Origin of the sequence: Vibrio sp. RM-41-2B, from assembly GCF_024744415.1 — a bacterium.
Lineage (GTDB): Bacteria > Pseudomonadota > Gammaproteobacteria > Enterobacterales > Vibrionaceae > Vibrio > Vibrio diabolicus.
Window position 1 is genome coordinate 74,608 of record NZ_JAMQWD010000053.1, and the last position, 25,587, is coordinate 100,194.

The window sequence follows — 25,587 nt, forward strand, 5'->3', positions numbered from 1 at the left end:
CTCCCCAAATGGGGAGGTTTTAAAATTCAATAGAATTAACGAAAATAACACCACGTAAGCGTAGTCGCTTAGCGAGAGCAAATCGCGTTTTCATGTTGGCAATTAGCTTGGTCATTTCTTAATCCTCAGACAAATTGCCGAGCATTATACGCTTAACTTTCGTGAACGCAAGCGATTACATCATGGTTTTTGGCAGCTGTTTTTGCGCGCTGGTTTAGCTTCCTAGCGTCGCAACCATCACGGCTTTGATGGTGTGCATACGGTTTTCAGCTTCGTCGAATACGATGGAGTATTCCGATTCAAATACCTCTTCTGTTACTTCAAGGCCTTTCATTCCGTATTTTTCAGCGACTTCTTTGCCGACGGTGGTTTCATCATTGTGGAAAGCAGGAAGGCAGTGCATGAATTTCACATGTGGATTACCCGTTTGCTTAATCACGTCCATATTGATTTGATATGGTGTCATTAACGCTACACGTTCATCCCATGCCTCGGCAGACTCACCCATAGACACCCAAACGTCGGTGTATAGGAAGTCACAACCTTTCACACCTTCCTCGACGCTTTCAGTTAATGTGATTTTTGCACCAGTTTGCTGCGCGATAGTTTGGCAAGTTGCCACCAGATCTTCTTCAGGCCAGAACGCTTTTGGCGCGACAAGGCGAATATCCATGCCCATTTTAGCGGCACCCACCATGAGCGAGTTGCCCATATTGTTGCGTGCATCGCCTAGGTAAGCGAAGGTCATTTCATGCAGCTGCTTACCGCGTCCGTGCTCTTGCATGGTCAGGAAGTCAGCAAGGATTTGGGTTGGGTGGAACTCATCAGTCAAACCATTCCACACTGGAACACCAGCATAAGTGCCAAGCTCTTCAACAATGGATTGGCCAAAACCGCGGTATTCGATGCCATCATACATGCGGCCAAGTACGCGCGCGGTGTCTTTCATTGATTCTTTATGGCCAATCTGAGAACCAGAAGGGCCGATGTAAGAGACTTGAGCGCCTTGATCAAAAGCTGCGACTTCAAACGCACATCGGGTACGAGTCGAAGATTTCTCAAAGATGAGTGCAATGTTTTTACCTTGAAGTGTCTTCTGCTCTGTTCCTGCATATTTTGCTTTTTTTAGCTCTGCAGACAGTTCGAGCAAGAACTGGATTTCTTTGGTTGAGAAATCCAATAGCTTCAAAAAGTTGCGGTTACGTAAATTGAAAGCCATAGCTCGTCCCTTAGTACGTGTGATTGAATTAATAGAATGCATTAAAACATATAAATGATTTATTTGTGAATAATTATTTTTGCGTAAAACTAAAAAAGGTTGATGTATTCACATCAACCTTAGTTTTTATTCATTTAATGTAAAAGGACGAATTGGTTATATATCGTCTCGCTCTATCGGACAGCTCATACAGCGAGCGCCACCACGACCACGACCAAGCTCGTTACCAGGTACTGTCAGTACTTTGATGCCAGCTTTATCGTATTTTTCGTTGGTGTATACGTTGCGTTCGTAACCAATCACTACGCCCGGTTTTACAGTTAGAACGTTATTGGCGTCATTCCATTGTTCGCGTTCCGCTTCATAGCTGTCGCCACCAGTGGTGATGATTTTCAGCTGATCTAAGCCAAGAGCGGACTCAATCGCATGCAGATAGTTATGTGAGGCTTGAACATGCATTTCACCGTTGCCTTTTGGTGTTAAGCGCCATGTGTCGAGATCTTTGCGCATGATCTCAGGGTAGACAGAGAAAGTATCTACATCCATATGGGTCATCACGGTGTCTAAATGCATACATGAACGGTGTTTAGGCAGATCAATTGCAATCACCTCGGTAGCTTGGCCTGCTTTAAATAGGCTTGCTGCAAGGTTCTCTACACCTTGCGCAGTCGTACGCTCAGACATACCGATCAGAACTGCACCTTTACCAATAACCAACACATCACCGCCTTCGACATTCGCATTATCATAATGCAGATCATCGTCACCGAAGTATTTAATAAAGTCTTGGCCAGCAAAAATTGGGTGCCAACGATAAATCGCACGTAAGTGGTTTGTTTCACGTTGGCGTGCAGGCATCATCATTGGGTTGAGCGATACACCACCATAAACCCAGCATGAGGTATCACGCGTAAATAGGTGGTTAGGTAGCGGCTCAATAACAAAATCCAGCGGACGCTTCATTTTTGGCAGCATAGAAGATGAGGTGATCGGCAGCTCTGAGTAAGCTAAGCCACCTAAAAAGATGCTGGCAAGGTGTTCATCATCCATTTCTGAAAAATATTGGCGTAGGTCTCGCGCAAAGGTTGGCCCGTAACGAAAGTCAGAAATCTGAGTATCTAGCAGCCACTGTTTTGCTTCTGGAACGGCGAGGGTTTCGACCAGTAAATCGTGGAGGAGAAGCACTTCTACATCTTGATCGCGTAGCGTGCGTGCGAACGCATCGTGCTCTTCACCTGCCGCTTCTACAGCAAGAACATCATCAAACAGTAATTCATGACAGTTTGATGGAGTTAAGTGGGTTAGGGCGCGCTCTGGGCGATTTAATAGAACTCGTCGAAGTTGACCAACTTCTGATCCAACGTACAGCTTGCTCATTTTGTATCCTTACAAATTTTCCAGCCGTTAGTTATGACAAGCTTCCTAGAAAGATGCAAATCACTACGCTTTGCCTATATTCTGATTTTTATTGTTTTTTAGATTTTAGTTTTGTTTGTTTTGCTAATGAAGTTTTGGTTTGGGTTTAAATTCTATTTTGTGAAATGTGGAGAGCGTGCGTTTTTATTCTAATTTTCCCATTGAGAAAGAATACATGCATAGTGCATAAAACGTGCATTTTTATTCTCAATTATGCATTGTTGAAGTAAATTTATTCGTTATGCTTCTTCGTTTTACACGTGAGTGTATTCAAGAAAGCGCCATAAACACGCACAGAAAGAGAAAATAACCGCATTAAGTGTCAGTTAGGATGTTCTGAATATTAAAAAATGCCATTTTTTGTTAATTTTTTGTTTCTTTGCGTGGACGGTTTAATATTTATATTCAAATAACCTATAAGAATCGCGGTGGTATGATGTTTGTTTGTGGCTTTTCATCGCAATCCATGCCATATTTCACCGGATCAGCATACTCAGTATCGGGTATAGTGTTTCTATCAAGTAACTAATCTGGAGCCAAAACATGTCTCACGAAGATGAATATCTATCAGTAGAAGAATTAATTGAGATTCAAAAGGAAGAGACTCGCGATATCATTGCAGCATTGCTAGAAGATGGCAGCGATCCAGATTCGCTATACGAAATCGAGCACCACCTGTTTGCAGAAGATTTTGACACGCTAGAAAAAGCGGTAGTTGAAGCATTCAAGATGGGTTTTGAAGTGCTTGAAGCGGAAGAAACTGAAGATGAAGATGGCAACAAGTTGCTTTGCTGTGACGCAACCATGGAATCAGCATTAGACGCAGAAGCCATTGATGCGCAAGTTGAAAAACTGATTCACTTGGCAGAAAAATACGACATCATCTATGACGGTTGGGGTACGTACTACGAAGGCGAAGATGCGCTTTACCCTGAAGAAGATGAAGACGACGAGTAATCAAAGCTCACCTCTTTTAGAGAAACCAGCGTTAAACGCTGGTTTTTTTATACCTTGAAAATGGCATCCAACAACAGATGAATGTGGAGGTGATAAATAATTCACATTGAGTTTATAGGGGATTTCTCCCTATAATGCGTGAAAATTGATCTAGCGCAAGGTGTATATGCAACTCTCACTCGCCGGTTTATGGCAAGTCTCTCCACTGACGGACCTCTCGATTCCACAGGATGACATCACTTTTCCCGCCCCTTTAAGTCTAGTCCTGCCTGATGAATTGACGGAGGAAGCGATCCGTCAACAAGAATGGCACCTGATGCATGACATTGAAGTGGATGAGGCGATGATGGCATTTCCTGCAGTGGAAATGGTAATGGGTGGTGTTGATTACCATGCGGAGGTACGTTTGAACGGCGTGGCTGTGTTTGATTGTGATGGCTCGCAAAGTGTGTATAAAAAAGACATTCGCCCATACATGCAAATGGGGCGTAATCGCTTTGAGATATTGTTCCTAGAGGAAGAAGAAGATCTTTTATTCGATGAGGATAAGCCAGAGCTGTGCCCGCTTTCTGAACATCAATATAAGAAAAGTGATGAGCGACTGGGCGTGTGGCAAGAACCGTACTTGCAGTTTATTCGCAACGTGCGTTTAGATCGCGTGGCAACCGAGCAGATTTGGCACCATGGTGGCGGGTGTGAATTTAAGGTCGATTTGTATTACCAGACATTTGCGCCAGGACTAGTGTCAGCAGCGGTAAAGTTTAATGGCATGACTTACCATATCCCAATTGACGTTCGTGCAGATCACGCCAGTGCACTCTTTCAGATTGAAGCGCCAAAGTATGCTGATCTTAATGACCCTGATCCAAATGATCTCTATCAGTTGTCTGTTGAATTGGATGGGCAACGCCAAAACTTCACTGTTGCATTGAGCCAGGAGCTTTGCGTTACCCATGTTGTGCTTTAACGTCTGATAATATTTTTTATTACAGTACCTTAAGCATTACGACTTCACATGCATCATGCCCTGTTTGTCCAAGCGGGGCATCGAGATGCTCAAAGCCTAGCTTTTCATACAAGCCTACCGCCTCTCTTAGACATTCGGTCGTTTCTAAATAGCACTGCTGATACCCAAACTGTTTCGCCAGTTGTAAGCTCAATGCGACGATGCGTTTGGCTAAACCGTGTCCTCGTGTTTGAGGTAAGAAGTACATCTTTTGCAGCTCACACACATTTGGCTCACCAGCTAAAGGGGCAAAGCCACCGCCACCAACGATCTCTCCGCGATGTTCAATGACCCAATAGGAGGCGCCGCATTGATTGTAAACCGAATACATATCATCAAGCGTTGGATCGGCCACACCATAACCTTTGTCTGCGGTTAAGCCGTATTCAGCAGAGACTTTACGAATTACGTCTGCCACTTGCGGGTTGTCTGCTTTTGTAAGAGGTCGAAGAACGTATTCCTCTGCCTGACATACTTTTATCAGCCCTTTTAGGTAAGTCTCTAGACCAAGTTTGAGTTGTTCTTGCTCACAGTCATCAAGTTGTGTAAGCAACTGCTCAAAAAAGCTGTTTTGCTGTTGGTCTAGTTGCGATAACGCCTGCTGTCCTTGAATTGTGAGCACTACGAGTTGGCTTCGTTTATCTTTCGGGTTTTCGATGCTCTCAACCAAACCTAATTTAATCAAACCAGTAATGGTGCGGCTTGCATTGGACTTGTCGACACTAAGCTGCTGCGCCAGTTGGTTTATGGTCAATGGCTGCAATTGGATTTCACCTAATGCGTGCGCTTGTACCGGGGTAAGAGCGACATCGCCGCATTGTTTATCGAGCATACCAAGCAATCGGACGGCTTGACGGGAGTAGTGTCGGAGTTGACGAGCGTTCATTATCACTTACCTCTAAAAATAAAGTTGCGCACCGCAATTAAATTAATTGCGGTACGCAACTTTGTCAATGATAAATGTCATTTGGCTCGTTAGGAGACGTAGTGAGCCTCCATGTTTAAGCGTGGTGATGTAAACAAAACTGCGGTGCTGGAGTTTTTGCTGATGATTTACGCATCCATACTTTCTCGTGGAAGTAGTAAGCCACCGTATTCAAACTCGGCTCTAGCATCGCCATTACGCCGCCGACAAATGCATCACCTGTTAGTAAGTAAACCACGGTAAAAGCGACGCTGAAGTGCACGGTCGCAAAGCTTGCGGTTTTTAATTTGGTCATCCACTGACGAGCTTTAAGTGCTGGGACTTTTGCCCATGCCTTTTCATGAAAGTAGAAGGCTACGGTGTTCACTGAAGGCTCAATCATGGCAATTAAACTACCAATTAAAATGTCGCCTGTGAGTACGTAAGCGACACTAAATGCGATAGTAAAATGCAGTGCTGCGAAAGTTAGTGTCTTTTTCATGATAATTACTCAATCGTGTTTGTTTCGATGAGTTTATTATCGATAATAATTCTCATTAATACTAATGGATGATGAGTATTGTTGCGATAGGGGAAAGCTATTGATGATGGTTTTTGGTGAAAGATATACAAAAAAGGTTGACCATGATGGCCAACCTTTGGATTCAAAGTGAGAAGTGTTAGTTCTTCTCTTTCACTGAGGTTTAAAGTGCAGCGATCGTTGTCTTCTGCTCTTCTAGCTTAGCTAGTGTCTCTTTGTAGCCTTCAAGCTTCTCACGCTCTTTAGCAACAACCGCTTCAGGTGCTTTCGCTACAAAGCCTTCGTTGCCCAGTTTGCCTTCGATACGCTTGATTTCGCCGTGCGTCTTCTTGATTTCGCCATCTAGACGAGCAAGCTCTGCATCTTTGTCGATCAAACCCGCCATTGGGATCATCAGCTCAGACTTGCCAACCAGTGCCGTTGCACACGCAGGGGTCTCTTCGCCGGCTTCAAGCACGCGTACTGCTTCTAGCTTCGCTAGAGACATCAATACTTGTTTGCTTGCTTCTAGACGAGAGGCGTCTTTCTCATTCGCTGCTTTCAGCATAACGTCTAGAGGCTTGCCAGGGTTGATGTCGTACTCTGCACGTAGGTTGCGGATGCTAGTGATGAACGCTTTCACCCATTCGATGTCGTCTAGCGCTTCTTGGTGGAAGTTCGCTTCGTCGAATTGAGGCAGCGTTTGTAGCATGATTGTCTCGCCCTCAACACCGTCAACTAGTGGCTTGATGCTTTGCCAGATAGTTTCAGTGATGTAAGGAATCACTGGGTGAGCTAGACGTAGCGTCTTCTCAAGTACCGTGATTAGCGTACGGCGAGTACCACGCTGTTGTGCTTCAGTACCCTTCCATAGAACGGGTTTAGTTAGCTCTAGGTACCAGTCACAGAATTGGTTCCAGATGAATTCGTAAAGCGTGTTCGCAGCCATATCTAGACGGAAGTTGTCGATATGGTTGTTGAACGCTTTCGCTGCGAGTTCAAACTGAGACTCGATCCACTTGTCTGCTAGTGAGTACTCGATCTCACCTTCACCAAAACCACAATCTTGCTCTTCTGTGTTCATCATTACGTAACGGCTTGCGTTCCATAGTTTGTTACAGAAGTTACGGTAACCTTCAAGACGCTTCATATCCCAGTTGATATCGCGACCTGTTGATGCCATTGCTGCAAGGGTGAAACGCAGTGCGTCTGTACCGTATGCTTCGATACCGTTTTCAAACGTCTTACGCGTGTTCTTCTCGATCTTCTTCGCTAGCTGAGGCTGCATCATGTTGCCACAACGCTTCTCTACTAGAGACTCTAGGTCGATACCATCGATCATGTCGATTGGGTCAAGTACGTTACCTTTCGACTTCGACATCTTGTCGCCGTTTTCGTCACGGATTAGGCCGGTAACGTAAACTGTCTTAAATGGTACTTGTGGTTTACCATTTTCGTCTTTCACGAAGTGCATGGTCATCATGATCATGCGCGCAACCCAGAAGAAGATGATGTCGAAACCAGTAACTAGAACGTCTGAAGGGTGGAATACTTTCAGATCGTCAGTTTGCTCTGGCCAACCTTGAGTACCGAACGTCCATAGTGCAGAAGAGAACCATGTATCCAATACGTCTTCGTCTTGGTGCAGTTCAATGACTGACTCTAGGTTGTTGTTCTTGCGAACTTCTTCTTCAGTGCGACCTACGTAAACATTACCTTGGTTGTCGTACCAAGCTGGGATGCGGTGCCCCCACCATAGCTGACGAGAGATACACCAGTCTTGAACGTCACGCATCCAAGAGAAGTACATGTTTTCGTATTGCTTAGGAACGAATTGGATGTCGCCGTTTTCTACTGCTTCAACCGCTGTTTTCGCTAGAGGCGCAGTACGTACGTACCATTGGTCAGTTAGCATTGGTTCGATAACCACGCCACCACGGTCGCCGTAAGGAACTTGTAGATCGTGATCTTTCACTTCTTCAAGTAGACCTAGCTCGTCGAATTCAGCAACGATAGCTTTACGAGCGGCAAAACGCTCCATACCGTGGTATTTAGCTGGTAGCTCAGTGCTGTAAGCGTCGCTTGCTTCGCCGTTAGTGTTGAATACTTCTGCTGCGTCGCGGATGTTCGCGTCGAAAGTCAGAATGTTGATCATTGGTAGCTGGTGGCGCTTACCAACTTCGTAGTCGTTGAAGTCGTGCGCAGGTGTGATTTTCACACAGCCAGTACCTTTTTCCATATCGGCGTGCTCATCGCCCACGATTGGGATGCGACGATCAACGATAGGAAGGATGATTTCTTTACCGATAAGATCTTTGTAACGTGGATCTTCTGGGTTAACTGCAACACCCGTATCGCCTAGCATGGTCTCTGGACGAGTCGTTGCAACAACGATGTAGTCTTTGCCATCCGCTGTTTTAGCACCATCTGCTAGTGGGTAGCGGAAGTGCCACATGTGGCCTTTAGTGTCTTTGTTCTCTACTTCTAGATCTGAGATCGCTGTGTGTAGCTTTGGATCCCAGTTAACTAGACGCTTACCGCGGTAGATTAGATCGTCTTCGTATAGACGTACGAAAACTTCTTGAACGGCGTTAGATAGACCATCGTCCATCGTAAAGCGCTCACGGTCCCAGTCTACTGATGCGCCAAGACGACGAAGCTGTTTAGTGATAGTGCCACCAGATTCGCCTTTCCATTCCCAGATTTTGTCGATGAAAGCTTCACGACCGTAATCGTGTTTTGTTTTGCCTTCTTCTGCAGCGATCTTACGCTCAACAACCATCTGAGTTGCGATACCAGCGTGGTCAGTACCTACTTGCCAAAGGGTGTTTTTACCCTTCATACGTTCACAACGGATAAGCGTATCCATGATCGTATCTTGGAACGCGTGGCCCATGTGTAGGCTACCAGTGACGTTCGGTGGCGGGATCATGATGCTGTATGATTCTTTAGTAGTGTCACCGTGTGGCTTAAAGTAGCCTTTCTCTTCCCAAGTCTGATACAGAGCTTGTTCGATTGAAGTTGGGTTGTATGTCTTTTCCATAGCGCTCTTTTAATGGATACGTTGATGGTTGAATCTTAGTCAATCTTTATAAGTGAGGGATCTTAACAAGATCGCCTTAACTATAAGGATTGACCGTTAAGGATATTGAATTTCGATCGTTTGCAGCTGGTAACCTGCTTGACGGTAAATTTTATATCTTTCTCTTGCGAGTTGTTTAGCTTTTTCTTCGCAGGGCACGAAGTCTACCACTTGAGCAAACTTGTTCGCAAAGGTTGTCTCATTTTCCGCCAAATTAATTACCAATTGACGATTCCAAGACGGCTTTACACCGTTATGGCCGATCTCAATATTGGTGGCGTATTTCGGTCCTTCGCCTACGAGGTTATGTGCCATGAACTTGTCTGCATCAACTTGCCAAAAGGCTTCAGCGAGCTGCTCGGCGTGTGGTTTGTCTTGGCAGTTTAAATACACTTTAGCGCCTTGGCGGGCAAAGTGCTGCGCCAAAAACACAATGTACTCTTCAAAGCCAGCCACCGTTGCTTGCGGGCTCTCTTCGTTAATGATGTAGAAGGTTGCAGTTTGCATCATTCTCTCACTTGCCTTGGGTCTCTTCCTAAGACCATCTTAAATCCCATTTTCATTTTAGAAAATTAGGATAATAAAAAAGGGCCTTGCGGCCCTTTTAGATGTTGTTCAGAAATTACTCTTCTGTCTCTTGGCCGCTGCGGTTCAAAAGGAATTGGACAAGCATTGAGACAGGACGGCCCGTTGAGCCTTTCGCTGCGCCTGATTTCCACGCAGTACCTGCGATATCGACGTGAGCCCAGTTGTACTTTTTAGCAAACTTAGACAGGAAGCAACCTGCAGTGATAGTACCAGCAGGACGGCCACCAATGTTTGCCATATCCGCAAACGGGCTCTTCAACTGCTCGTGGTACTCATCTGCCATTGGTAGACGCCATGCACGGTCACTTGCTTGCTCGGAAGCATTCACTAGTTCGTGAGACAGTGGGTTGTGGTTAGAGATAACGCCACTGATGTGGTGACCTAGTGCGATAACACAAGCACCAGTTAGGGTTGCAACGTCAACCACGCAGTCTGGTTCGAAACGCTCTACGTAAGTCAGTGCGTCACAAAGAACAAGACGACCTTCCGCATCCGTGTTCAGAACTTCTACAGTTTGACCAGACATTGTCGTTAGGATATCACCTGGACGGTAAGCGTTGCTGCCTGGCATGTTTTCACAGCCTGCTAGAACACCAATAACGTTAATTGGTAGGTTTAGCTTCGCTAGCGCTTTCATTGTACCGAATACCGATGCCGCACCACACATGTCGTACTTCATCTCATCCATACCTTCGCCCGGTTTTAGAGAGATACCGCCTGAATCGAAGGTTAGACCTTTACCTACTAGCACAATCGGTTTTGCATCTGAGTCAGGGTTACCTTTGTACTCGATGATAGACATCATAGATTCGTTTTTAGAACCACGACCGACTGCTAGGTAAGAGGTCATTCCCAGTTTTTCCATCTCTTGCTCACCAATGATTTTGGTGGTTACGGTTTCGTAATCGTCCGCTAGACGACGAGCTTGAGAAGCGAGGTAAGCTGGGTTAGCTACGTTTGGTGGCATGTTGCCAAGGTCTTTTGAGGCTTTGACACCAGATGCGATAGCTAGACCATGAGTGATTGCTTTTTCACCCAAGTTTAATTCACGACGCGTTGGGACATTGAAAACAAGCTTGCGCAGTGGGCGGCGAGTTTCAGGTTTAACGCTCTTGAATTGATTAAATGTGTATAGACCATCTTTAGTCGCTTCTACAGCCTGGCGTACTTTCCAGTATGTATCGCGACCCTTAACATGCAGTTCAGTTAGGAAACATACCGCTTCCATTGAGCCTGTCTCGTTAAGTGTGCTGATCGTCTTTTGAATGATTTCCTTGTACTGGCGCTCGCCAAGTTCACGCTCTTTGCCGCAACCGACAAGCAAAACGCGCTCTGACAAAACACCTGGTACTTGATGCAGTAGCAGCATCTGACCAGGTTTACCCTCTAGATCACCACGGCGAAGTAGTGAACTGATGTAACCGTCACTGATTTTATCAAGTTGTTCGGCTACTGGAGAAAGGCGACGTGGTTCAAACACACCAACAACGATACATGCGCTACGTTGTTTCTCTGGACTGCCACTTTTTACACTGAACTCCATGCGTACTCCTACATCCTGAAGACAAATTGCTCTAAATGTTAGATAATGATCGCTTACTTGTTGAATTTTAGCTCCAGGCTTACATGCAGAGCTGATTAAGCGACTAACATCTAGTTTATAATTTTTAAAAAAATAAATGGTTCAACGGGAAACTATAGTGATTCGACCAAAAAAACAAGTTTTGTATAGGTAATTTCAGCGTGATTATTGTTAGATATTTGATCCGCGAAACACTCAAGAGCCAATTTGCGATTTTTTTCGTACTTTTTTTGGTGTTTGTAAGCCAGAAATTCATAAGTGTTCTTGCTGATGCTTCTGATGGGGATATTCCTGCTGGATTGATTTTCTCGATTGTTGGTTTGAATATGCCAGCAATGGGTCTATTAATGCTGCCTTTAAGTCTGTATATCGGCATATTGATCACATTTGGTCGTCTGTATGCAGAGAGCGAAATTGTCGTGATGAACGCGACAGGTATTGGTAACAAATTCTTGGTACAAGCGGCCTTGTACTTAGCGCTGATTACTTCTGCTGTGGCGGCTTTTAATGCATTGTGGTTATCGCCGTGGTCTCAAGACCGTGTAGAGCAACTTTATGAACAAGTGGCGGCAGAAAACAGCGTTGACTTGCTAAAGAAAGGGCAATTCCAAGGCACGCCAGATGGTTCATCGGTTGTGTTCATTGATGACATTAAAGACAATACATTGAGCAACGTTTTTGTCGCGCAGATGCGCCCGAGAGATTCAGTATTGCCGAGTGTGATGTTCTCGTCCTCTGGTGAAGTAAAAGAACTGTCGGACGGCCGTCAGGTCATCACCATGAAAGAAGGCACGCGTTATGAAGGTGTGCCGACTCGCGTTGAATATATGATCACAAAATTCGATGAATACGAAGGCGTTATCGGCCAGCGTGAGGTCAAAAAGAAAGGGCGAGATTGGGAAGCGTACCCAACGGTTGATTTGATTGGACACCCAGACCCAGAAGCGCAAGCGGAGCTGCAATGGCGAATTTCGTTATTTGTGTGTATTCCACTCTTAACGATGCTGGTTATTCCTTTGTCGGCGGTGAATCCGCGTCAGGGACGATTTGCCAAAATGGGGCCCGCGATTCTTATTTATCTAGCGTATTTCCTGGCGATTAGTGCAACAAAATCTGCATTAGAAGATGGTGACATTCCGGCGGCAATCGGCATGTGGCCAATTAATGCGATGTTACTGATTGTCGCAATCATGGCCAATATGATGGACAGCGTTGCTGCTCGACGAATAAAAGACAAATTCCGTAAGAAGAGGCTCGCGTAAGCTGTGTTCAAAATCTTAGACCTTTACATCGGTAGAACCATCATCTCTACCACTGCCTTGGTTTTAGCGACGTTTGTTGGCTTATCGGGCATCATCAAGTACGTAGAACAGTTACGTAAAGTAGGGCGAGGCGTGTATGACCTCACTCATGCGTTGTACTTTGTGTTGCTCAGTGTGCCGCGTGATATCGAAATGTTCTTCCCAATGGCAGCATTACTCGGTGCCCTTATTGGTTTGGGTATGTTGGCGTCAAGCTCTGAGCTGGTGGTGATGCAAGCTGCTGGTTTCTCAAAGTTGGATATCGGGTTATCCGTGCTCAAAACGGCGGTGCCACTTATGCTTATCGTTATGACGTTAGGGCAATGGGGCGCTCCAGAAGCACAAAAGATGGCTCGTGACCTACGATCCTTTGCGATATCTGGAGGTAGTATTGTCTCAGTTCGTTCTGGAGTTTGGGCTCGTGACGCAAACGACTTTATCTTTATAGGTAAAGTCGAAGACGACAAGCTTTATGCTTTAAATATGTGGCGTTTTGATGATGATAAGAATCTACAAAAGGTTATCTTTGCTGAAGAGGTCGACTATCAACAAGATAACAATTGGTTGATGCGAGACGTACAAATCACGGATATGAAAAATGAAAACGTGATTTCGAAGCAAGACATCGAACAGATGGAATGGCATACGTCATTGGCTCCAGATAAGCTAGCTGTGGTGACGGTAAAGCCTGAAGAGTTATCACTGAGCGGTTTGTATGATTACGTGACCTATCTGAAAGCATCTGAGCAAGATGCATCTCGCTATGAATTGGCGTTTTGGCGTAAGTTGACACAGCCGCTTTCAATTGCCGTGATGATGTTGATGGCGCTATCGTTTGTTTTCGGTCCACTCAGAAGTGTGACCATGGGGGCAAGGGTATTGTCGGGCGTGGTTGCCGGGTTTACTTTTTATATATCCAGTGAGTTCTTTGGCCCATTAAGCTTGGTATATGGCATATCCCCAGTGTTTGGTGCATTGGCTCCGAGCCTGGTGTTCTTAGCCATTGCGATTGCGCTGCTGAGAAGAAAGCTGTAGCTGAAGTATCACCGAATAAACCATGTATCATCGGATAAAGTGTAAAAGGAAGGCATTATGCCTTCCTTTTTTGTATTCCCGGATAAGTTAGTTTGCCTTAGGCAACACAACAACCTCTGTTTTTGCCCAAATGTCGTGGAACCCACGTTTCTTGGGATCAATCGGTACAGTCAGGTTTGCCAAACCAAAGCCAGATGTTGCAATGCGAATCAGGGCTTGAGTGACTGTAATCGGCGCACCGTCTTTGGCATTGCGAACTCGAAGTTTCCAAGCGCGCATCCCAAGTGTTTGCCCTGCTCGCGTCCAGAAGAAGACAAAGAAGTATATCCATACAACCGCAAGATACAGTGTAAATAGAGGGCTTAATACAGGGTGCTTTCCGAGCATATCAGCGGCATCTGCGTACTCGCCATAGCTCAACAGCCCTGCTGCATTTAGTGCAAATACAACGGCCATAACAATACCTGCGGCCATCATTTCAATTGCGATAATAATCAATGTGTCGTAAATCAACGCTGCAAGTCGACGAAAGAGACCTGCAGGTGGAAGAGTTGTAGACGTTGTCATTATTCCATCACTTACCTTAAAAATTGTGCGTCAGAATATAGATTCCCTCACCAAGAGAAAAGAGACCTAACGCACAGAGTCTTTAATTATGCATAAACGAAGTGACTTTTCTGCAGTGTGTTATGAACACATATCATGATGTACAAGGCCTTTCAGTAATCTATTTCAACTGAACTTTACTTGTCTAACCATTAGCTTTTTGGTCTGTAACTAGATTAGACAGATGAGAGAGTTGGTGTTTCTCATCTTCGGTATAATGCTGGCTCAAGGAGAGCTCTAAAGCTTTTTCTGATAGCTTGGTTGCAGGTGATAAAAACAACTTGGGGTGCATACTAGAAAGAGCCAGCAAGGCTTTTTGTAGGCGAATCTGTATTTGGAGTTGCGCTGCACCATCGTGCGCGATTGGCAAAAAGACATCATCAAACAAATCCTGGCAGCGCAATGCGGGCACAAATAGTCTAGGGTATCGAGTCTTGGTGGGAGGTTCGCTGAGTAACTCTCCCCACAATGAAAGGGCTCGTACAGAACGCCCAAGAACATCAATCGCGGTACCGTTATCATTCACGGCGGGGGAGAGAGCTCGTGAGGCGATCTCCGCCATGACGACTAATCCAAAACGAGGATCTTGATCATAGGAACGCTCCGTTCGAATCGTGAAGGCCGCAGTTATTTCGTTTTCGTCTGGCAACGCTCCACAAACCCAAGCCAATGGTTGACTCACATATACAAAGCTTCCTGGTTGTCGTTCAAGATAGATAGTGCATTGGTTTGCTTCGGCAATACTATCGAGATGATGCATATCAACATGCTGTAAGTAGCCAATTTCTTGGCTGAAAATAGGTGTACTTCCTCTGGGTTTATGTTCTGGGTGGCTCCACGGGTGAGCACCTAGCCAACGCTCTTTGCCCCGTTTTCTTATCGCATCTAACAAGGCTTGCTCCACGTATGACGTGGTTTCACTGACCCTCCCTAGTACGGAAAGGTGCTGAATCCAACGTAGCAGAGTGAGTATGATCATCACGATTACGGCGATGGTCACGATGAACAGATAAATTTGTGCTTGTTGATGATAGGCACCAATGCCTAGCGCGATAATGCCTACCAAGCTAAATAAAAAAGAGCCAAGAAAGGTTGCCAAAGCATTTTGCGTTGTGCTGTCTTCCATCAACAGTTTGGTGGCCCGTGGCGTTACCCCTGCACTAGCGGCACTGTACGCTGAGACCATTATATTGAGCGAGAATGTGGTCACCGCAAGCATGGAAGTCGCGAGGATATTTAATATGTTGTTAAGCAAATCCTTACTGACGTTGATTGCAGGAGGCAGAGTAATGAACTGGTTTAAAACAATGGATATTAGGGCGGTGGCGACAGCAAGTAAGGCATAAAGTGACGTGCGAACCCACAGTTTGCGCGTCATTTGCTTCAGTAACCATTGCCATTTTGACCCAGTCATTCGTATGCTCCTATTCAGTTCTTACTTGAAAGTAGATAGAAAATTCAGAAAGTTATTCTTGCTTAAGCATAGGTTAAATCTTCCTCGTTTTACTTGGGATTTCATGCATCATGAGAGTAAGAAAGCCGCTTGCTTCAAAGAATGGTGTTCTTGAGGTGTGAATTACCAAGATTCTGTTACCTTAATTGATAGATGCATTAAAAGTATGTGATAGAAAAGAGGTAGCCATGATTGTAATTACAGGTGCAAGTAGCGGTTTAGGGGCTGAGCTGACAAAGCGTTATGATGCGGAAGACAAAGAGACGTATATCATAGGAAGAAACACAGAAAAACTATCCGCACTAGCTAAACAACTCTCTCATAGCGTCGGCTATCAAGCTTGCAACCTCTCATTACATCAAGATGTGAAACGCCTATTTGATGGGATGAAGCAGCCGCCTGAAATGGTCATTCATAGTGCAGGAAGTGGTTATTTTGGCGAACTGGAAGAGCAGGAGCCGGAAGAGATTCAAAAACTGATTGATAATAACCTGAATTCTGCGATTTATGTGTTAAGAGAGTTAGTAAAGCGTTACAAAGATCAACCGATAAAAGTGGTCATGGTTATGTCTACTGCTGCGCAACAGCCTAAAGCGCAAGAGTCTACGTATTGTGCTGTGAAGTGGGCTGTCAAAGGATTAATCGAGTCGGTTCGTTTGGAGTTAAAAGGAAAGCCAATGAAAATTATCGCGGTTTATCCTGGTGGAATGGATACGGAATTCTGGAAAACAAGCGGCAACACGATGGACACGAGTCACTTCATGCAAGCGGAAGATGCTGCCGAGATGGTCCATACGGCTTTGTCGAGCATTGGGAATGGTTATGTTTCTGATATTACAGTGAATAGAGTTTAAAAAAGAGTTACGTATACTCATTTTCATCTGGATCAGTAGTAGGAAATGGAGTGTACGTTTCTTATGAGTACAGCTTTGTCACACTTTGTGGCGAAATTATCAGCAAACGATAGTTATTTAAGGTATTTCTGCTTGCGCAGATCAAAAGCTTCCGTATAATGCCAACCATCAAAGGGCAATAGCCCAAAGATGCCGGTGTGGTGAAATTGGTATACACGACGGATTCAAAATCCGTTGCCTTCGGGCGTGGCGGTTCAAGTCCGCCCACCGGTACCATAATTCATATGATAAAGCCTCGACGTAAGTCGGGGCTTTGTTGTATCTAGGGTTTGTGAATTCAAATCCAGCGTGGCGTCAGGAATGCCAGGCCCAGTCAGTCCACTCTTTACTGCTTTCCATTTTTACTTTTCTAAAAATAAAAAAGCGCGAGGTATTACCTCGCGCAAGCTACTACATGATAATAGTAGGGAACAGCTTATAGAGCTGTGAACAAGGTGTTCTGTGAGTCAGGTGTCCAATCGGCTTGAGAGACGTGTGGGACGTTGACGAGATAACGTTTGCCAGAGTACGTCACAACATCTCCCTCTTTATATGAAACATTCACTTCCCAATTTGTTGCCGGATCAGCATTGGTCCAAAGGCTAGAGGTTGGGGAAGGTGCCCAGTCCTGCTGTGCGTTATGGCTGGTCACTGCTTGGTAAACGGTGCCTAAATGTAGGACGTAGTCGCCAGCGTTGTAGCTATGACCAACTTGCCAGTTTGGTGTGTAGTTATCCATCGTATCGAATACATAGCCAGCTTGTTTTGCTAGTCGGATAAATTCCGTTAATTTAGGTAAATTCTTGGTTGCGCCCATTCCTCGCTTACCGTCTTCAAACAAAAACTCATGCGTTAGAATAATGACCTTGTCTGCGTGGAGTGGTGTACCACATGGAAACTCTTGTGCTTTTGAATTGATAGGGTTGATGGTGGTAGGAGCACAGTTGTTCAATGCTGCATCTACGTAACCTAGGAAAGGTTCTGCCTCTGTTAGACTGTTGGCTGGCATTGCTATCCCCCAGTTTTCAGGTGCCCAATCCACATCCCAACCATGTGTTTGATAGCCTTTATTAGCCAGAATGTTTTGTACCGCAATTGAGGCTTTCACACTGTTTGATGGGTCGTTGATATTACAAACGTAGCCTGGTTCCCAAGGTTTAAAGTCATCAGACGTTGCACATAATCCATCGGCTTTGAAGTCTTTAGTCACGCGCCAGCCGTTGGTGTAGGGCAGTCTAGCAAACTCTGTTGCCTTATAATTCGGGTAGCTTGTAATGTTAGGCAGATACTTTTCTAAAACAGATAAGTTTTCTGTAAACATTGAGGCATCGTAAACAGGATCTTGGTACGAGTTAAGCTGGTGGTCGCCGGTAGCATTACATTCTGCTGCGCTATTAGGTCCAAACTCATCAACGCAGTTATGAACCATATGATCGTAACTATGGTTCGCGACAATATGACCAGTGTCTAATGCGAGCTTTAAGGCTTCTAGCGAACGGTCTTCATTCTCATCACCAATTCCGTCTAAGTGCCAAGCATTAAAGTAAAACGTCGCTTTGATATCTTCTTGGTTAAGTACTTGAATAACGTCAATAGATGCATTGATTGGTCCATCATCAAACGTTAGATAAATGGTGCCTTTAGAGTCGGTTTGAGCAAATGAGTATTGTGATAGTGCGGCACTTACAAGCGTTGCAATAGCTAATTTATTAAATTTCATTCTCTATTCCTTTTTAGAAATTAATAACGACGTTGTCAGTAGTAATATATTGATAATTTGAAACCTAATGTGGTGTCTTAATTTATTTCCTGACTTTTATCCTAGACCTAAATAATTACTAAAAAACAGGTCGTATTTTCTAAATTGGGATTGTGTTCACGAATAATGCAACCGGTTGCGCTTTTTTGTCTTGGTTATTTTTGCTACAGTTTTTGCAGGTTGAAATTTACACAACGGGAGTAAGGCTATGAAAAAGATCCTTTTATGCTGTAGCGCAGGGATGTCAACCAGTATGCTTGTTAAAAAAATGGAGCAAGCAGCTGAAAATAAAGGAATTGAGTGCAAAATTGACGCGATGTCAGTGAATGCATTTGAAGATGCAATTAAAGAGTACGATGTTTGTCTTCTCGGGCCTCAAGTACGTTTTCAGCTAGAAGAGCTAAGAAAAACGGCGCAAGAGCATGGTAAAAACATTGATGCGATTTCTCCTCAGCATTATGGAATGATGAAGGGAGAAGAAGTACTAGAGCAAGCATTAGAATTAATTAACTAAACCATAGTTTTAAATTAAAAAAGATAACTGTACATCAAATATAAATATTTGATGCGGGTTTCTTTTACCTAAAATAAGGATGGATTCTATGAAGCTTTATGACGCAATTATAGGCGCAGTCGAAAAGCATATAGCCCCTATAGCAGCAAAAGTGGGGAATCAGCCCCATGTTCGAGCAATGAGAGACGGTTTTATAGTTGCAATGCCGTTTATTATTGTCGGTAGTTTCATTTTGATTTTTGCATTCCCACCATTTGCCGAAGACACGACCTTTACTTTTGGTCGAATTTGGCTCGATTTCGCCACCACACACTTTGATACCATAATGATGCCCTACAACATGTCGATGGGGATCATGACCATTTTTGTTTCGCTCGGCGTTGCTTATAGCTTAGCTAAGGCTTACAAGATGGATGGGATCACGAGTGCTGTATTGTCGCTGATGTCTTTTTTACTCATCGCGGCCCCTGCTAAAGATGGCGCGTTGTCTATGTCACACATGGGAGGAACCGGGATCTTCACCGCAGTGATGTGTGCATTCTTCTCGGTAGAGCTCTACCGTTTTATGAAAAAGCACAATATTACGATTCGTATGCCAGAGCAGGTGCCACCGGCGATTGCACGATCATTTGAAGTACTGTTACCAGTCTTAGCGATATTTATTACCTTATATCCACTTAGCCTTTTCGTGCAAACCCAGTATGACATGCTGATTCCTGATGCGGTCATGGCTGTCTTTAAGCCTTTAATTAGTGCGTCTAACTCATTGCCTGCCATTATTGGCGCTCTATTGCTTTGCCAACTACTTTGGTTTGCGGGTATCCATGGTGCTGCAATTGTTGTGGGGCTGCTTTCTCCAATTTTCTTGACCAACATTGGTGCCAACATCGAAGCCTTTGTTGCAGGTGAACCGATTCCAAACGTATTTACTCAGCCTTTCTGGGATTTTTACATCTTTATCGGTGGCTCTGGTGCAACACTTGCTCTTGTTATGCTGATGTCATTTAGCCGTTCTGTTCACCTTAAGAGTATTGGTCGAATGAGTGCGGTGCCTGGCTTCTTCCAAATCAATGAACCTGTGATCTTCGGTAGCCCAGTTGTGATGAACCCGACCTTGTTTATCCCGTTCGTCTTCGCTCCAGTCATCAACGCTACGATTGCGTACTTTGCTGTGCATGTCGGCTTTGTGGGTATGGGTGTCGCTACAACGCCTTGGACAACACCAGCACTGATAGGTGCTTCGTGGGGTAGCGGTTGGACCTTTGCTCCAGTATTGCTCGTCATTGGTTTATTGATTCTTGATCTAATTATCTACTTCCCATTCTTCAAAATGTTTGAGAAGCAAATGTTGGAGCAAGAACTACCAACGACGAAAGAAACTAAAGATGAGGCGCAACCTTCAGGCGAAGGCGTTACTGCTTAACTGTGCTTAATGGGCCGTAATTGCCGCGGCCCGATCTTCGGAGAGAAAATGATGGAACAAGAATTGGTTGTAATGGAGATCATCTGCAATGCTGGCGAAGCTAGAAGTTTGAGCTACGAGGCGTTGCGTTTATCTAGAGAACAAGATTTTGATGCGGCTGAGGAGAAGCTCTCTCAAGCAAGAGAGTGCATTAACAAAGCCCACTTAATTCAGACTCAGTTGATTGAGGAAGATCAGGGGGAAGGGAAAGTCCCGATGACGTTAGTGATGGTACATGCTCAAGATCACTTAATGACCACGATTTTGGCTCAAGAAATGGCTGTAGAAATCGTTGCACTGAACAAAAAAATCTCGAACAAATAAGGGGAGAAAAATGTCTAGAGAGGCGATCAAACTTGCCATTATTGGCGGTGGTAGTAGCTATACCCCTGAACTGGTTGAAGGGGTTATTAAGCGCTTAGAATATTTACCCGTTAAGAAGATTCATTTTGTGGACATTGAGTCAGGAGCTGAGAAGCTTGAGATTATCAAAGGTCTAGCGCAGCGAATGGTTGATAAAGCAGGTGCAAAGATTGAGATAAAAGCAGACTTTGATCGTCGTGCTGCGATAAAAGATGCGGACTTTGTGATGACGCAGTTCCGTGTGGGTGGCCTTGCTGCTCGTGCTAATGACGAGCGAATTCCAATTAAATACGACGTCATCGGCCAAGAAACAACAGGCCCTGGTGGGTTTGCTAAAGCACTGCGAACCATCCCGGTTATTCTTGATATATGTAAAGATATTGAAGAGTTGGCACCCAATGCATGGATGCTCAATTTCACCAACCCTGCGGGTTTGGTCTCTGAAGCCGTCAGTAGGTACACCAAAGTAAAGAGCATTGGTTTATGTAATGTGCCGGTTTCGATGGAAATGATGATCGCAGAAATGATGGAGTGCGAGCCAAAAGAGCTACAACTGGAGTTTGCCGGATTAAACCATCTCGTTTGGGTGCACAAAGCATGGCTCAATGGAGAAGATATTACTCAAACAGTATTAGAGAAAGTCGGTGATGGTGCTAACTTCAGCATGAAGAACATCTGGGAAGAACCGTGGGATCCCGCATTTCTAAAAGCGCTGGGGGCGATACCATGTCCTTACCATCGTTATTTCTATCAAACCGATGCTATGCTCGCTGAAGAGAAACAAAGCGCGGGTGAAAAGGGCACTCGTGCTGAGCAGGTAATGGAAACAGAAAATGCGCTATTCAAGCTGTATCAAGATCCTAATCTCGATCATAAGCCGAAAGAGTTAGAAGAGCGGGGTGGGGCTTATTATTCAGATGCATCACTAAACTTGGTTGATTCAATTTATAACAATCGTAATAGTATTCATGTTGTTAACGTCTTAAATAACGGAGCGATTAACGGCCTCCCTGATGATGCTGTGATTGAGTGTAGCGCGGTGATTGGTAGTTGGGGCGCGAAACCTCTTGCGGTTGGTGAGCTGTCAAACAATATCAAAGGATTACTCTATCAAGTCAAAGCATATGAACAGTTGACAATAGACGCCGCTGTGGAAGGTAATTATGACAAAGCGCTCATGGCACTAACCAACAACCCATTGGTGCCTGACATTGGTCGTGCCAAGTCAATTCTGGATGATATTCTGGCGGTGAACGCTCCGTATTTACCTCAATTTAAACTAACGACGTTGTAGTACTAAGGAAGGACGCCAATGAAAGTCATTTTTAATGCTGATGATTTTGGTTTAACGAGAGGTGTAAATAACGGCATCGTAAAAGCTCATCAGCAAGGTGTTGTTCATTCAACCACCATGATGGTCGGTATGGATGCTGAGAAACATGCTTTAGAGTTGGCTCGCCATAATCCAGACTTGAGAATTGGCGTTCATCTTAGGTTTACAGCGGGAGTGCCTCTAACTGGGCACCCTAATTTGACCAACGGTCGAGCGCATTTTATCAAATACGACGAACTGTGGGGTAAGCAGGACTTCGAAACTCAGGTCATTTATGACGAAGCAAAAGCTCAGGTGGAACATTTTTTATCGCTTGGGTTAGAGCTAAGCCACTTAGATAGCCATCATCACGCGCATACTCACCCTCAAATTTTGCCCGTTATTAAAGAGGTAGCGAGTGAATACCGAGTGCCACTGCGGGGCACTGGCTTGTGTCAAGAATCGATGACAACAAGGTATGTCTTTACTGACGAGTTTTACGATCAAAAAGTAAGTTTAGATGGTTTGATGGCGCATTTATTGAGTCTAAAGACAAACTATGATTTGGTTGAGGTGATGTGCCACCCGGCAGAGGCCGATCAAGCGCTGATTTTAAAGAGTGGTTATGCGCTTCAGCGAGAGCTAGAGTTACAAGTTCTAACCTCTCCCATTTTAAAAGAACAGTTAGCTCAACATGGTATAGCTGTCACGGATTACTCTGAGCTCGTTTCTACCAATCAAATGGTCGGTGTATGATTAAAGGCTGCCAGCTTCGCCCCCTATAAGCACCTTACGAATTGCTGGCAGCCGTTCTACACAAACGGATATTTAATAACAATTGCAGTTGGACCCAATAGCATTATGGCAAGGATTAAAGATGTCGCCGAACTCGCCGGTGTAAATCGCTCTACCGTTTCTCGAATCATTAATGGGGAGGGGAAGTTTCGCGAAGAAACTCGAAAAAAAGTAGAGCAAGCTATGGCGCAACTGAATTATCGCCCGAGTGCGATTGCTCGTTCACTCGCAACCTCATCCAGTAATATGGTTGGCTTATTGGTGACTTACTATACGGGGGGCTTCTTTGGCGAGATGATGGAGCAGGTTCAGACTGAGCTGGATATTCATAAAAAGTTTCTGATTACCGCTCAAGGACATCATTCTGCAGAAGGTGAAAAGGAAGCCATTCAGCGTTTTAATGATCTGCGTTGTGATGGCTATGTCCTCCATAGTCGTTATTTGTCAGATGATGATTTACGTGAATTAGCAAAACAGCCTACGCCTTTCGTTCTTCTAGATCGCTATGTTGAAGGAATAGAAGAGCGTTGCGTTACTTTTAATCATCATCATGCAAGCCGTATTGCCGTCGAGCATCTTTTAGCTGGTGGTCATAGAAAAATCGCCTGTATTACCGGTCCATCCCAACGTCATAATAGTTTATTAAGAAAGCTTGGGTTCGTTGATGCGATGAAGGACGCAGGTATCGATATTGACGAAAGCTGGTGTGAAGAAGGGAATTATGGTCGGCAAAGTGGTTATGATGCAATGGCTGCAATTTTACAACGACACCCTGAAGTTACTGCAGTCTTTTCTTGCAGTGAGGAAATGACGGTCGGTGCAATGCAGTACTTACACGAGCACAATATTTCAGTACCGGAGCAAATCTCTTTAACTAGCTTTGACAGTGTCGACCTTTGTGAAAGCCTTTATCCTACAGTGTCGGCAGTGCACTTTCCTATCAGTGATATGGCCCGTCTAGCGGTACAAACATTAATGGGATTAGTCAAAGGTCAAGAAATAATAGATAAGCCAACGTTCGAGGCTCAGCTTAAAATACGCAAAGCAGATCGAACCTTAAAGTAGCTTGCTTTTGCTCATTAAATGAGTCATTAGAAATGACCATCTGATGTTTTGATACTTACTGATGAATTTATTCACAAAATTTACTAGTATTCTAACTCTCTTAGGCAACGTAAATCAGTAGTGAATAAGTGGCAGCCATTAAACTTACGGTCGATCGTATTCAACCCGGATTACATATCCGTCTTCCGCTAAAGTGGAACGATCACCCTTTTCTACTCAATAGTTTTAAGATTAAAGATCAAGAACAAGTCGAGATGATCCGTCACCTCGGTGTAAAGTTCGTTTACTTTAATCCAGAGCAAAGTGATGCGGCACCACTTCCAGTCGACCAGATACAAGCTGATAGAGTAACGAATGAAGCGTCGCTAGATCATGAAACTCAAAAACTTTGGCAAGAAAAACAAAACCGCATAGAAAAGTTAAGTGCGTATCGTCGACGCGTTATCCAGTGCGAAAAAGAGTTTGAGCGCTCTCTTGCGCGTATGCGCTCGGTCATGACGAAAATTCGTAATCGTCCAACAGCTGCCGTTGATGAAGCGAAGCTTCTTATTGAAGATATCGTCGAGAAGTTAATGTGTGATGATAATGTCACTCTACACCTGATGAACGGTAAAAATGAGTTTGAAGATATTTATTTCCATTCGTTGAACGTTGCTGTTATCGCCATGATGATTGGCCGTGCTAAGGGGTACTCAGCTGCGCAGTTGAAAGAGCTTTCATTCTCAGCGCTATTCCACGATATCGGGAAAATAAAAATTCCTACCGCAATATTAAGAAAGCAAGCACCGCTGACGGAACCAGAAACTAACTACTTAAAGTTGCACACAAAATATGGAGTAGACCTTGCGAGCCAAATAGAAGGTTTTCCCGAAGTTGCAAGAGTTGTGATTGCACAGCACCATGAACTAAGAGATGGGTCTGGCTATCCCAAAGGTCTGAAAGGAGATGAGATCAACGAGTTTGCTCAAATTATTGCTGTAGCTAACGCATTTGATAACTTGTGTCATACACCTATAGTCTCAGATCAAAAAATTCCTTATACCGCACTCTCTCATTTATATAAGAACTGTAAACACCTATATAAAGAAGAAAACCTGAATATCCTGATTAAGTTTATGGGCGTGTTTCCTCCAGGCACTGTGGTTCAGCTTTCCAATAATATGGTGGGCTTGGTTATCTCAGTGAATGCATCGCATCTATTATTCCCAAATGTATTGGTTTTCGACCCATCAGTGCCAAGGACGCAGGCGCCAATCATTGATCTTGCATCAAAGGATATAAAGATAGTTAACGCGATTCATCCGTCTAAATTGCCGGAGAAAATCAAAGAGTATCTTAATCCGCGTTCACGCATTTCTTACTTCTTCGATAGTGATGAGTAGTTATCCACAGGTTTTTGTGGGTAAGCTGTAGAAATCTTGAGTGTTATTTCGGGGTAATTTTTGGGTTGGATGGAAAGTATCCACTTGGCATGTTTTTTTAGAAAAAATGTACTTTTAGTATTGCCAAAGAAAATCTTCTCCCTATAATGCGCATCCATCGACACGGCAGACGCCACAAGGCTTCAGCAATGTCGAAGAGGTAAAAAGGTTCTACGAAAAATTAGTTGAAAAAAGTGTTTGACACTAACTACCAAATCGCTAGAATGCACCTCCGCTTTGAGAGAAAAAGTTCTCGCAAAGCAAGCTCTTTAACAATATAGACCTATCAATCTGTGTGGGCACTCGTTGATGATAATCCAATTAGAAACTTCGG

Annotated in this window: 22 protein-coding genes and 1 tRNA gene; 13 read left to right on the top strand and 10 right to left on the bottom strand. The window is 44.3% G+C overall.

Annotated features, from left to right (window positions below):
- Window positions 1-214: 214 nt before the first annotated feature.
- The gene (locus NB463_RS21970) at window positions 215-1,219 is read right to left on the bottom strand and encodes an ornithine carbamoyltransferase (protein ID WP_012841385.1); all 1,005 of its coding nucleotides are present in this window, start codon (window positions 1,217-1,219) and stop codon (window positions 215-217) included.
- A 156-nt stretch (window positions 1,220-1,375) separates the two neighbouring features.
- Window positions 1,376-2,596, bottom strand: a complete 1,221-nt coding sequence (gene arcA, locus NB463_RS21975) for an arginine deiminase (RefSeq protein ID WP_053809367.1) — start codon at window positions 2,594-2,596, stop codon at window positions 1,376-1,378.
- Between the two features lie 582 nt (window positions 2,597-3,178).
- On the opposite strand from arcA, the gene rraB reads away from it, so the two are divergent.
- Complete coding sequence (gene rraB, locus NB463_RS21980; RefSeq protein ID WP_005381081.1) at window positions 3,179-3,592, top strand: ribonuclease E inhibitor RraB; 414 nt, start codon at window positions 3,179-3,181, stop codon at window positions 3,590-3,592.
- A gap of 166 nt (window positions 3,593-3,758) precedes the next feature.
- The gene (locus tag NB463_RS21985; RefSeq protein WP_006742360.1) at window positions 3,759-4,559 is read left to right on the top strand and encodes a glycosyl hydrolase 2 galactose-binding domain-containing protein; all 801 of its coding nucleotides are present in this window, start codon (window positions 3,759-3,761) and stop codon (window positions 4,557-4,559) included.
- A gap of 19 nt (window positions 4,560-4,578) precedes the next feature.
- On the opposite strand, the gene NB463_RS21990 is transcribed toward NB463_RS21985, so the two are convergent.
- The 5 genes from NB463_RS21990 to pepA form a co-directional block, all read right to left on the bottom strand.
- Complete coding sequence (locus NB463_RS21990; protein ID WP_257082905.1) at window positions 4,579-5,484, bottom strand: bifunctional helix-turn-helix transcriptional regulator/GNAT family N-acetyltransferase; 906 nt, start codon at window positions 5,482-5,484, stop codon at window positions 4,579-4,581.
- A gap of 115 nt (window positions 5,485-5,599) precedes the next feature.
- On the bottom strand, window positions 5,600-6,004 hold the full coding sequence (locus NB463_RS21995) for a DUF2061 domain-containing protein (protein ID WP_005397464.1): 405 nt from the start codon (window positions 6,002-6,004) through the stop codon (window positions 5,600-5,602).
- A 202-nt stretch (window positions 6,005-6,206) separates the two neighbouring features.
- Window positions 6,207-9,065, bottom strand: coding sequence for a valine--tRNA ligase (locus NB463_RS22000; protein WP_046873613.1), 2,859 nt, complete (start codon window positions 9,063-9,065; stop codon window positions 6,207-6,209).
- 96 nt (window positions 9,066-9,161) lie between these two features.
- Window positions 9,162-9,611, bottom strand: coding sequence for a DNA polymerase III subunit chi (locus NB463_RS22005; protein WP_046873623.1), 450 nt, complete (start codon window positions 9,609-9,611; stop codon window positions 9,162-9,164).
- 115 nt (window positions 9,612-9,726) lie between these two features.
- The gene (gene pepA, locus NB463_RS22010; protein WP_005397459.1) at window positions 9,727-11,235 is read right to left on the bottom strand and encodes a leucyl aminopeptidase; all 1,509 of its coding nucleotides are present in this window, start codon (window positions 11,233-11,235) and stop codon (window positions 9,727-9,729) included.
- A 200-nt stretch (window positions 11,236-11,435) separates the two neighbouring features.
- Between pepA and lptF the strand changes: the two genes are divergently transcribed.
- Window positions 11,436-12,536, top strand: a complete 1,101-nt coding sequence (gene lptF / locus NB463_RS22015) for an LPS export ABC transporter permease LptF (RefSeq protein ID WP_006742363.1) — start codon at window positions 11,436-11,438, stop codon at window positions 12,534-12,536.
- Between the two features lie 3 nt (window positions 12,537-12,539).
- Window positions 12,540-13,610 carry an LPS export ABC transporter permease LptG gene (gene lptG, locus NB463_RS22020; RefSeq protein WP_005397455.1) on the top strand — a complete coding sequence of 357 codons (1,071 nt, stop codon included), beginning with the start codon at window positions 12,540-12,542 and terminating at the stop codon, window positions 13,608-13,610.
- 87 nt (window positions 13,611-13,697) lie between these two features.
- Here the strand turns inward: lptG and NB463_RS22025 are convergent, their stop codons facing one another.
- Entirely contained in the window at window positions 13,698-14,177 is a 480-nt protein-coding gene (locus NB463_RS22025; protein ID WP_005397453.1) for an RDD family protein, read from the bottom strand.
- A 184-nt stretch (window positions 14,178-14,361) separates the two neighbouring features.
- Window positions 14,362-15,630 (bottom strand): DUF2254 domain-containing protein, encoded by a 1,269-nt coding sequence (locus NB463_RS22030; protein WP_053809378.1) that lies wholly within the window; start codon window positions 15,628-15,630, stop codon window positions 14,362-14,364.
- 227 nt (window positions 15,631-15,857) lie between these two features.
- Between NB463_RS22030 and NB463_RS22035 the strand changes: the two genes are divergently transcribed.
- Together NB463_RS22035 and NB463_RS22040 are read left to right on the top strand one after the other, a co-directional pair.
- Window positions 15,858-16,523 (top strand): SDR family NAD(P)-dependent oxidoreductase, encoded by a 666-nt coding sequence (locus NB463_RS22035; protein WP_258432471.1) that lies wholly within the window; start codon window positions 15,858-15,860, stop codon window positions 16,521-16,523.
- 191 nt (window positions 16,524-16,714) lie between these two features.
- Window positions 16,715-16,799, top strand: a tRNA-Leu gene (locus tag NB463_RS22040).
- Window positions 16,800-16,998: 199 nt separating this feature from the next.
- On the opposite strand, the gene NB463_RS22045 is transcribed toward NB463_RS22040, so the two are convergent.
- Window positions 16,999-18,282 (bottom strand): carbohydrate-binding protein, encoded by a 1,284-nt coding sequence (locus tag NB463_RS22045; RefSeq protein ID WP_053809395.1) that lies wholly within the window; start codon window positions 18,280-18,282, stop codon window positions 16,999-17,001.
- 247 nt (window positions 18,283-18,529) lie between these two features.
- Between NB463_RS22045 and NB463_RS22050 the strand changes: the two genes are divergently transcribed.
- The 7 genes from NB463_RS22050 to NB463_RS22080 all read left to right on the top strand — a co-directional run bounded on the left by NB463_RS22050 (window position 18,530) and on the right by NB463_RS22080 (window position 25,214).
- A complete protein-coding gene (locus NB463_RS22050; protein WP_025767645.1) occupies window positions 18,530-18,835 on the top strand; it encodes a PTS sugar transporter subunit IIB in 306 nt (101 codons plus the stop codon).
- Between the two features lie 88 nt (window positions 18,836-18,923).
- Window positions 18,924-20,258: a PTS sugar transporter subunit IIC gene (locus NB463_RS22055; RefSeq protein ID WP_005397441.1), complete on the top strand. Its 1,335-nt coding sequence runs from the start codon at window positions 18,924-18,926 to the stop codon at window positions 20,256-20,258.
- A 51-nt stretch (window positions 20,259-20,309) separates the two neighbouring features.
- The gene (locus NB463_RS22060) at window positions 20,310-20,621 is read left to right on the top strand and encodes a PTS lactose/cellobiose transporter subunit IIA (RefSeq protein ID WP_031780628.1); all 312 of its coding nucleotides are present in this window, start codon (window positions 20,310-20,312) and stop codon (window positions 20,619-20,621) included.
- 10 nt (window positions 20,622-20,631) lie between these two features.
- Complete coding sequence (locus tag NB463_RS22065; RefSeq protein ID WP_258432472.1) at window positions 20,632-21,954, top strand: 6-phospho-beta-glucosidase; 1,323 nt, start codon at window positions 20,632-20,634, stop codon at window positions 21,952-21,954.
- A gap of 18 nt (window positions 21,955-21,972) precedes the next feature.
- Window positions 21,973-22,728 carry a chitin disaccharide deacetylase gene (gene chbG, locus NB463_RS22070; RefSeq protein WP_006742368.1) on the top strand — a complete coding sequence of 252 codons (756 nt, stop codon included), beginning with the start codon at window positions 21,973-21,975 and terminating at the stop codon, window positions 22,726-22,728.
- A 105-nt stretch (window positions 22,729-22,833) separates the two neighbouring features.
- Window positions 22,834-23,832 carry a LacI family DNA-binding transcriptional regulator gene (locus tag NB463_RS22075; protein ID WP_258432473.1) on the top strand — a complete coding sequence of 333 codons (999 nt, stop codon included), beginning with the start codon at window positions 22,834-22,836 and terminating at the stop codon, window positions 23,830-23,832.
- Between the two features lie 128 nt (window positions 23,833-23,960).
- Window positions 23,961-25,214, top strand: coding sequence for an HD-GYP domain-containing protein (locus NB463_RS22080; RefSeq protein ID WP_053809399.1), 1,254 nt, complete (start codon window positions 23,961-23,963; stop codon window positions 25,212-25,214).
- Window positions 25,215-25,587 lie beyond the last annotated feature (373 nt).